We start from the raw sequence: 10163 nt of genomic DNA, 5'->3' as shown, positions 1-10163 counted from the left end.
ACGGTGGTGTGAGAGGACGCTAAATAAAATAATTATTTAGCTCCTACTCGATTAAGATTAAAAATTGTAATAAGGCTAGAGTCTAAAAATAATTCAAATATAAAGATATTTTTTATGTTATAAAACTAAAATTTAGAAATATTTAAAAAAATAAGAAATTAACAAAACCTAAAAGAGATATTTATGCTCTTATATTATAGAATGCAAAAAGAAAGGAGATGTAAAAATTGGATATGCAAGACACGATAAGGCGTTGTAAGCTAGGAGACAAAGCGGCATTTCAGGAACTTTTGCAAACAGTAGAAAAGAAAGCATTGGCCACTGCTTATTTTTTGTCTGGAAAAAGGGGAATTGCAGAGGACATTCTTCAGGAAACTTATATGAAATGCTTTATGGAAATAGACAAGCTTAAAGATCCTGAAGCTTTTAAAGTATGGTTTTTTAGAATTCTTGTTCGCACAGGCTGGAAAATGTCTAAAAAACAATCCATGCTAGTTCCTACTGATATAACATCTGAGAATGAAGCCTTGTTTTATAATGAAAAACAAAATGAAGAAAATATAATTGATACTTATGAAACAAAGCACATAGTAAAAAGTGCAATTAATAATTTAAGTGAAAATTTAAAAACTGTTGTTATTTTATATTACTTTAATGATATGTCAATAGAGGAAATTTCAAAAGTAACTGGATGCTTTAAAGCAACAGTGAAATCTCGTTTATTCTATGCAAGAGGTGCTTTAAAAAAGCAATTAGGTGATTGTTTTGAAAATCAAAATCATCTATTAGAAATTAAATGCAAACAAATATAGTGTAGTCAACTATATAGATAAAGGAGTGTATTAGAATGAATAAGAATAATAAATTTGATAGTTTAATAAAATCAGCTATGGATGATAGTGCTAATAATATTAAAGCATCAAGAGATATTTTTAATGATACTTGGAATAAAAAAGAACAAGGAGTGACTAACATGAGTTATTTTAAAATAAAAAATATAAAGAGAGCAGCGTTGATTACTGCATGTTGCGCAGCATTTTCTATTGTTGGAGTTTTTATAATTTCACCAGAAGTTAGAGCAGCTGCGCAGGAAGTTTTTAGAACAATATTTATAACTGATGAATCTGGTAATATTGTAGAGAGGTCAGAAGATGAAAAGGTTCCAGTTGCTTTTGGTAGTGTACCAATAACAAATGAAAATAAGAAAGATATGGAAAGAAGAAGTGGATTTAAAATTAATTTACCTGAAAAAATAGGAAATTATTCCTATGAAAAAATAGAGGATTATGTTATGGAACCAGGTGTAGTAATAATGGCTGATGACGTAAAATATAAAGATTCAGATGAGGTAAGTGATAAATTAAAAAAGGCCATAGATGATGAACAAACCTTTGATGAGCTTAGTAAGGATTATGAGCTTACTATAATGCCTAGCTCAACATATGAAGATAATAAAGGACACAAATTTCACCTGACTCTATTTAAATATAGTGAAAATTCTTCAAAACAGCTTGAAGATGATGAAAAAGAAATAAATATTAATGATATTAAATGTAGAATATCACAAGGAACAAGTGTTAAATATAATGTGAAGGAGAATTCTGAAGGTGAAGGTGTAACTGATCTGGAAAATAAACCAACTGCCGTAGATGAACGTTATGATATGGAATGGAATTATGATGGGGTAAGATATTGCCTATATATTGGAAATGATTCTTCTCATGTTGATGCAGCAAAACAATTTGCAGAAGATTATATAAAGATTTTAAAGCAATCATAGAATAAAAATATAAATAAAAATATAAAAAAGTAGCATATGATTAATAAAATGAGTATCTTTTTTGATGCTCATTTTTATTTATATGTATTAGTTTATCACTTTGTTTGCAAATCTGCTTAAAAAATTAGTTATTTAGTTTCTTTAATATCTCCATACATATTCTAAAATTAGATTTACTATATGATTAGTACTAAATGTAATTATATAAACAAATATTTATATTTGTTTATATTTGTTTAAAAAATAAAAGCTTTGTGTTATAGTTTGTTCATAGAAGTTAAGGGGGTATCAAGATGCTAACGGATAATTATGTAGTGGTTATAGGAGGGCTGAATTTAGACATAGCAGGCTTGTCTGGAGATCTATACAGGGAAAAAGATTCAAATATCGGAGAAATTAAGATGACAGTTGGTGGAGTAGGACAGAATATTGCTCAAAACTTAGTAAAATTAGATGTTCCCACATATTTAGTAACAGTCTATGGAGATGATTATTTTGGGGAATTTCTAGCTGAGGAGTGTAAAAAGTATGATATTCACTTAGATTATGCTCAATGTATTCTTAACACCAGGAGCTCGACTTATTTATATGTTACAGATGACCATGGAGATATGGTCACAGCGGTTAATGATATGAGAATTACAGAAAATATTACTCCGGAATTCTTGGAGAGACGTATAAACTTCATTAACGGAGCATCAATTTGTGTGCTTGATGGAAATATTCCAAAAGAATCTATGGAGTGGCTTGCAAACCATTGTACTGCACCGATTTTTGTAGATCCAGTTTCTATTGCTAAAGTAAACAGATTTGAAAATATTTTAGATAAGATTGATACTTTTAAGCCTAATGCATTAGAAGCAAGTGCTTTATCAGGAGTAAAAATTCTTGATATTGAAAGCGCCAAAGAAGCAGCCAAAGTTTTGCATAAAAAAGGAGTAAAGAATGTCTTTATATCTTTAGGGGCAAATGGAATATTGTGCTCAAGAGAAGGAGAAGTAGATTGTATACCGATTTTTCCTACACATGTAGTTAGTGTAAATGGAGCTGGAGATTGTAATATGGCAACCATTACATGGGCACGTTTTCAGTATGGCAATACAATACCATTAACAAGAGTAGGGATGTTGACTCAGGCAGCAGCTAGCTTAACAGTAGAAGTTGCACAGTCAGTATCTCCAAATTTAAACATTAAAAATGTAATAGAAAGATTAAGAAAATTTTTAGAAGAGGTGTAAAAATATGAAAAAGCAAATCTATTCTTTAGTAAACTACAACGAAAGTATCGCAACTATTAATGCTGGTGCAGACCATATTGGATTGGTACCTATGCAGAGCGGAGGGGTACCAGCCCATCGTGTTCCGTTTGATGTTGTGGATCGTATCTTCAATGAGGCGAAAAAACGTGGTGTAAAATGTGTAGCTATCATGCTGAATACAGACCCTGATGAAATGATCTTTATTGCAAACAGAGTAAAACCGGATATTTTGCATATTGCTGGCATGGAATTTACAGCTGATGCAGCATTCGCTGAAAGATTACGTAAAGAATGTCCAGGTGTTAAATTGATGCAGGCTGTTCTTGTGGATGGACCTGAAGCTGTAGAACGTGCAAAAGAATATGCAAAATTTTGTGATTATATTTTAACAGATTCAGGACTTGCAGCGGATACAGGCATCGGGGCAAGTGGTATGACCCACGATTGGAATATTGATTCAGAAATCGTTAGATCTGTAAATATACCAGTGATTATTGCAGGAGGCTTAGGACCAGACAATGTAGAAGAATGTATCAAACAGGTAAAACCTTATGGTGTAGACTCTTTAACTAAGACAAGCTATAAATACAATGATGGTGTAATGGAAAAAGATATTCCAAAAGTAAAACAATTTTGTGAAAGAGCAGATAAGATTGCTGAAGAATTAGGCTTATAAAATGAAATTTATTAGTAAAAAATTATCATTTATGAAAAGTAATAGTATAGTTTTAATTAGGGAAAAGAAATTTCTTTTTTTCCATTAATAATTCCTGAGATAAATTTGGGTTTACTGGAGTTTGTGTTTCCATACTACTAATGGCTGCAACATATGCATATTTTAAAGCTTCTTCCCATTTCATATTATTTTGAAGTCCCCAGATTAAAGTGCCAGTTAGAGTTGCACTTGCTCCGTTTGTATTTACAATTGAAGATGTTGCAATCTTCAATTTATATTCTTTGCTTTGATTTTTAAAAAACAGATATTTGCTTGCTGAAAAAACGAGAACATTTTTAACACCCTTATTCAGCAAGAGGTCAATGGCATTGCTAATGTTTGTATAAGTCTCATTCAATTCAGAAACTAATTGAAATAGCTCTTTTGGTGTGATTATTAAAATTTCTATTTTTTGTATGTTATTAATTAGTCGATAGCTTTTATTCAAAGATACTGTTTTAACGACAAGAGGAGCTGTTACTTTTTCATATATGTAATCTATGGTATCTTTAGGAAGATTTGTGTCAACAATACAATAGTCTGAATGATTGATTCTGTCTAAATTTTTTTCAATAAACGCAGGCGTAATATTATGATATATGTCCATGTCATCAATACCAACTATTCTATTTCCAGCTGAATCATTAATGGAGATGAATGATGATGTGGCTTCTTCTTTAATTTTTTCACAATATTGAATGTCCATATTATTTTCTTTTGCATCATCTAAGAATTTTTCTCCATTTAGATCATCGCCGAATACAGAAATAAAATAATTAGGAATTTCCAGTTTTGTTAGAGCGAGTGCGATATTCCTTCCTGCTCCTCCTAGTAAATGAACTATTTTCCCAGGATTTGAATTATCTTGTATTAGTTTACTCATTGACGTTCCAATAGTATCTATATTAACGCCACCTACTACTGTGATAAAACTAGGCTCACTTAAAACATAGCCCTTTCCTTTTATGTATCCTTTCCTTGTTAAATTATGAATGTGAGCGGCAGTTCCAGAGCGAGTAATCCCGAGAATATCTGCAAGCTCATATTGGGAAATTAATGGATTCTGTTTAATTATTTTTAAAATTTCCAACTCACGTTCCGTCATATAATTCTCCATCTCATTATAAATAATATTAATTGTAAAATAACTAATAATTAGGTGTTTAGACATTTATAAAGTTTATTATAAATAAAATAAGAATGAAAATCAACAAACTTCAATAAACTAATGTTTGTTTTAATAAATATTAGTTTTACCGTTGGAATTATATGATATGATTCCAACGGTAAAACTAAAAAATATTAAGATCGGTGATAAATATGAAAAAGCAAATTTATTCTTTAGTAAACTACAGGGTATTGAATTTCTTTGGTGCAATGACTATATGTATACATAAGACTTATATTTATGTTTCTATAAACAAGATACATATGGATTTTGTATTTCTGCATGAATTTTAATAGATAATATTTAGGATTTTATAAAAGTATTAATGGAAAGTAGAATAACAATATCTTTATAGTTATAAAAAGATATATTTTTCAGTTACTTTGAATAAATAATACGAATAAAATATGGTAAAATAGTAATTAATTAAAATTAAAAATGGAGGGCTATATTTTATGAGCAATAAAATCAAAGTTGGAGTAATTGGATATGGAAATTTAGGAAAAGGAGTATTAAGGGCAATTAAACAAAATAACGACATAGAATTAGAAGCTGTATTTACAAGAAGAGAAGGAGTTTCTATTGAAGATGGCTTAAGTGCTATACATATTTCAAAAATTGCAGAATATAAAGATAAAATTGATGTTATGATACTTTGCGGAGGATCAGCTACTGACTTACCAGATCAAGGACCTAAGATTTCAGAAATGTTTAATACTGTAGATAGCTTTGATACACATGCAAAGATTCCACAATATTTCGAAAGAATTGATAAGGTTGCTAAATCTGCTGGAACTTTAAGTATAATTTCAGTTGGCTGGGATCCAGGTTTATTTTCATTAAATAGATTAATAGGACAAGCAATTTTACCAGAAGGAAAAGATTATACTTTTTGGGGTAAAGGAGTAAGTCAAGGTCACTCAGATGCTATAAGAAGAATAGATGGAGTTAAAGACGGAAAACAATATACAATTCCTAAGGAAGAAGCATTATCAAAAGTTAGAACTGGTGAAAATCCAGAGCTTACAACTAGAGAAAAACATTTAAGAGTTTGTTATGTTGTATTGGAAGATGGTGCAGACAAGGAAAAAGTAGAGAATGAAATTAAGACTATGCCTAATTATTTTTCAGATTATGATACAGAAGTTAACTTTATAAGTGAAGAAGAATTAAAGGAAAATCATTCAGGAATGCCACATGGAGGTTTTGTTATAAGAACAGGGGTCACAGGCAATGGAAATAAGGAAAAAATAGAATTTTCACTTTCATTAGATAGTAATCCAGAATTTACTTCAAGTGTATTAGTTGCATATGCTAGAGCAATTGTTAAGATGGCTAAAGAAGGAAAAACAGGTGCTTGCACAGTATTTGATGTTCCACCAGCATATCTTTCAGCAAAATCACCAGAAGAGTTAAGAAAAGAATTACTATAAATTTTTTAACACTTAAAAATTACTAGACCATTAATTTATAGTATTATTCAGTAAATTAAGTTTATAAAATTAATAGTAGAGATAAATGAAAAAAATAGCTTATTCATTTATCTCTTTTATTATTTATGTAACTTATTTATTAAAACAAGACATTATATTAAAGTAACATAATATTCTTCAAGCAAATTAATTATAGATTTATCTGGTAAGGCTTCAGTAATAATACTATGAAAATCTACTGCATTTGAGAAAATAAAACTAGCATTTGTTTTAAATTTTTCATTTAACATTACTAAAAATAACTTTTTAGATATGCTTATAATAGCCTTCTTTGTACATGAATCTTCTGAAAGTGTAGTACTTATACTACCATCACTAAGATCAATTCCGCTACATCCTAAAAATGCTTTATTACAACGATATTTTTTTATTTGTTCAATAGAGTATGATCCGATGCTACCACCTACAAATGCATTATAATCTCCACCAATAAAAATAAAATGTGTTTTTGAGTTTTCAGGAATTAATGATGATATTTCAAACATGTTTGTGATTAAAGTCATAGGTACATCACTTTTTACTATTAGTTTTGCAATCATGTATGAGATAGTTGATGCATCTAAAAATATAGTATCATTTTCATTTATTTGTTTAAAAGCTTTTTGTGCAACAACTTCTTTTAAATTGATATCCTCAACTATACGCTTACTAAAAACTTGACAACTAGCAAGAGAATGTTTTATATTTATGGCCCCACCATAAGTACGCTGTAGTAGATTCTTTTTCTCCAATGCTTGGAGGTCTTTTCTAATCATACTTTCACTTACATTAAACTCTTTACTTAAATCTTTAACTAAAACTTTTCCGCTTTTTTCTAGTAAATCTAAAATATATTTATAACGTTCTTCTATAAACATGTCTGTATCTCCTTAAATTATTATTTGTTATCATTTTAATATAAAATAACTATAAATTCAATTGACAAATGAGAATAAACGATATAAAATCAGAGCAAATAGGAAATAAGGGGATGGATTTATGAAAAAGATTATATTTTTAGATATAGACGGAACATTATTAGATTGTTTTAATGGATTATTAGATATTACGCTAAAAGTTAAAAGGGGAATTCGTTCTTTGCAAGCCAATGGAGATTATGTTTTTATTGCATCAGGTAGACCATATGCATTTTTAAGCCAAGCTATATTAGATTTTGGCTTTGATGGTTTTATTTTAGCAAATGGAGCTCAAGTAATAATTGATAATAACACCATATACAGTGATCCTATTAATAGAGAGTTTGTAAAAAATCTAATATATGAATTTGAAAAACATAATATCCAATATATTTTAGAAGGAGAACTTTACTCATATATGAAAGAATGTTATAAAGAGTTTTATAATTTTTATGACAGTTTAGGTGTTTCAAGAAGGTATATAAAGAGTGATTATAATATTGAAGAAATTAATGTTCATAAAGTAGAAATGCTATGTATTGATAAGGAAGCTTCAAAATTATGCTTGTCATTAGTAAAAAGTAATTCTGAGTATGATTATTTTAGCAGCATAGACGAGAAATCTTTTGAATTATATTCAAAGAAAAACACTAAAGCAACTGGAATATTAAAAGCATTAGACTATTTAGATATTCCTATTGAAAATAGCTATGCATTTGGAGATGGAAAAAATGATATAGAAATGTTATCAACAGTTGGATGCGGAATAGCAATGGGAAACGCTTGTGATGAAGTTAAGGAATATGCAAAAGAAGTTACTGATACTGTACATAATGATGGGGTAGCAATTGGAATAGAAAAGTATGTGGTGTGTTAGGAAATGAAGCATAATCATCAAAAACTAATTCACATCATTTATTATAATGCTATTCAAATAAATAATAATTAAAATTATTGTGAAATAGCAAGAGAAATGGTTCCATTGCTTGATTATTCACCATCTATGGAAAAAACAGGATTGTTAGAAAGAGAGAATACATTTGCTGTAGTTGGAGTATCTATTGCGGATAATTTTCAGGTAGAAATGCCGAAAGATATAATTGGAACGTCTATTTTAAAAAATTTAAATAGAATTATATAAGTAAAGAAATGACTCTAGCATTGTTGAAGCAGAAAATTCATGCTAAAATTTATTATAAACAAATATAAGTAGTGAGGAATAAAAATATGGAGTTAAAAAAAGCATGGGAAAAATATCAACATGAAATAACTTTTAATATATCAAATCTTCCTGAAGATGTAAAAAAACAAGGAGTATTATTAGATTTTGCTCCTAAAAGTTTGATTATATCAAGAGGAGAATTTCCTAAATATATTTATTTTATTTATTCTGGAACTGCAATTGGAATTCGTGACTATGAAGATGGAAATGAGTATGAGTATTTTCAAATTGATAAAGAGAATGGAAATATTGGCTTGCTGGAAGTTTTAGCAAGAAAAGAACAGTATATTGCAACTATTATGTGTATAACAGATGTAAAAGCTATTAGGATTGAAGCAGATTATATTTATGATTTAATAATGTCAGATATTACGATGCTTAGAAGATGTACTGTCCTCTTAGCAGATGATTTATATATGCGTTCTGGAAATGACGGTATTTTATATTATTTGAAAGGACTAAACAGGGTAAGATATTATCTTGTTAATTATTATGATAAGCATAAAAAAGAAGGGGAAAGAGTTATTTTTTATGGAGAATATCAAGAAATAGCAAATAAAATAGGTATTAGTATACGAACTGTTGGAAGAAGTATAAAAAAATTAAAAGATGCTGGAGAAATTTCGTCAAATAATAAAAAAATAGTCATTACAGAGACTCAATATCAAACAATGTTAATTAATATAGAAGAGAAGCTGAATATTTATTAGAATTCAGCTTCTTTTTTGTTTGTTTAGATATCATGTTCACTATTTTATATTAACACTATTCCTTCTAGTCGATTGATTAAAATATTGGAAACTAGGAAAGGACATATGACCTTTCCTAGAAATTCAATTTATTAATATAATAAAGATATCAATAATGAATAAAAGCAAAAGAAAAATATTCAATGTGTAAATACAATATGCAACATGTTAGCGTTTACTGGAATGTATACATGTAGATTTAATGGATGTTGTAATATCTATGGGTGCATGTACAGATTCTAAGTATGCAAAACAATAAGGTAAAAAATAACTTGGAATAAAATATAATATTATTACTTGTGCAATGCGACATCAGTCTATTGCATTATCAAAAGTAGAAATGAATACTTTTATAGCTGGCAAAATCGGAAATGATGGCAAAATATTATTATAACAATGTAAAAAATACGGTGTTAATACTGACTTTGTTGATATATGTGAAAACAAAAGTGGAAATACAATTATACAAGTTGATAAAAAAGGTCAAAACAATATTTTACTTTTTGGTGGAACAAATCAAATGCAGGAGAGAGAACATATAAGCAATGTATTAAATTATTTCAATGAAAACGATTTATTAATTTTAAAAAATGAGATTAATGAGTTGCCATATATTATTGATGAAGCTTATAAAAAGGGTATGAAAATAGCTCTAAATTCTTCACCATATAATAATAATTTATCAGCATGTGATTTAAAAAAGGTTATAAAGCTCAGGTAGTTGATACTACTGTAGCTGGAGATACTTTTACAGGATTCTTTTTTGCAGGGATTACAAACAATGAAATAAAAGCGGCTCTTGACATGGTAGCTAAAGCAGCAGCAATAGCAGTATCCAGGAATGGAGCAGCAGAGTCAATATCTAATATTACTGAAGTAAA

General features: G+C 28.8%; 10 protein-coding genes and 1 pseudogene. 9 read left to right on the top strand and 2 right to left on the bottom strand.

Going from position 1 to position 10163, the window contains the following annotated elements:
* Window positions 1-227: 227 nt before the first annotated feature.
* From RYM86_RS09280 to RYM86_RS09265, 4 genes are all read left to right on the top strand, one after another.
* The gene (locus tag RYM86_RS09280; protein ID WP_315079872.1) at window positions 228-812 is read left to right on the top strand and encodes a sigma-70 family RNA polymerase sigma factor; all 585 of its coding nucleotides are present in this window, start codon (window positions 228-230) and stop codon (window positions 810-812) included.
* A 35-nt stretch (window positions 813-847) separates the two neighbouring features.
* Complete coding sequence (locus RYM86_RS09275) at window positions 848-1780, top strand: hypothetical protein (RefSeq protein WP_315079871.1); 933 nt, start codon at window positions 848-850, stop codon at window positions 1778-1780.
* A 293-nt stretch (window positions 1781-2073) separates the two neighbouring features.
* Entirely contained in the window at window positions 2074-3018 is a 945-nt protein-coding gene (locus RYM86_RS09270; protein WP_315079869.1) for a carbohydrate kinase family protein, read from the top strand.
* Window positions 3019-3022: 4 nt separating this feature from the next.
* Window positions 3023-3715, top strand: a complete 693-nt coding sequence (locus RYM86_RS09265; RefSeq protein WP_315079867.1) for a phosphoribosylanthranilate isomerase — start codon at window positions 3023-3025, stop codon at window positions 3713-3715.
* Window positions 3716-3767: 52 nt separating this feature from the next.
* Here RYM86_RS09265 and RYM86_RS09260 read toward each other — a convergent pair whose 3' ends face one another.
* Window positions 3768-4859 carry a PfkB family carbohydrate kinase gene (locus RYM86_RS09260; RefSeq protein ID WP_315079866.1) on the bottom strand — a complete coding sequence of 364 codons (1092 nt, stop codon included), beginning with the start codon at window positions 4857-4859 and terminating at the stop codon, window positions 3768-3770.
* Between the two features lie 518 nt (window positions 4860-5377).
* Between RYM86_RS09260 and RYM86_RS09255 the strand changes: the two genes are divergently transcribed.
* Window positions 5378-6355, top strand: a complete 978-nt coding sequence (locus tag RYM86_RS09255) for a diaminopimelate dehydrogenase (RefSeq protein WP_315079865.1) — start codon at window positions 5378-5380, stop codon at window positions 6353-6355.
* A 152-nt stretch (window positions 6356-6507) separates the two neighbouring features.
* On the opposite strand, the gene RYM86_RS09250 is transcribed toward RYM86_RS09255, so the two are convergent.
* Entirely contained in the window at window positions 6508-7272 is a 765-nt protein-coding gene (locus RYM86_RS09250; protein WP_315079863.1) for a DeoR/GlpR family DNA-binding transcription regulator, read from the bottom strand.
* A gap of 121 nt (window positions 7273-7393) precedes the next feature.
* On the opposite strand from RYM86_RS09250, the gene RYM86_RS09245 reads away from it, so the two are divergent.
* The 4 genes and pseudogenes from RYM86_RS09245 to RYM86_RS09230 all read left to right on the top strand — a co-directional run.
* The gene (locus tag RYM86_RS09245) at window positions 7394-8188 is read left to right on the top strand and encodes an HAD family hydrolase (protein ID WP_315079862.1); all 795 of its coding nucleotides are present in this window, start codon (window positions 7394-7396) and stop codon (window positions 8186-8188) included.
* A 96-nt stretch (window positions 8189-8284) separates the two neighbouring features.
* On the top strand, window positions 8285-8452 hold the full coding sequence (locus RYM86_RS09240; RefSeq protein WP_315079860.1) for a hypothetical protein: 168 nt from the start codon (window positions 8285-8287) through the stop codon (window positions 8450-8452).
* Window positions 8453-8538: 86 nt separating this feature from the next.
* Window positions 8539-9243 carry a Crp/Fnr family transcriptional regulator gene (locus tag RYM86_RS09235; protein WP_315079858.1) on the top strand — a complete coding sequence of 235 codons (705 nt, stop codon included), beginning with the start codon at window positions 8539-8541 and terminating at the stop codon, window positions 9241-9243.
* 448 nt (window positions 9244-9691) lie between these two features.
* A pseudogene (locus RYM86_RS09230) lies at window positions 9692-10003 on the top strand (ribokinase); the annotation flags it as partial.
* Window positions 10004-10163 lie beyond the last annotated feature (160 nt).

Source organism: uncultured Clostridium sp. (assembly GCF_963527835.1).
GTDB lineage: Bacteria > Bacillota > Clostridia > Clostridiales > Clostridiaceae > Clostridium.
The sequence above is the reverse complement of the archived record's forward strand: the minus strand, read 5'-3'. Positions and strand labels throughout refer to the sequence as shown.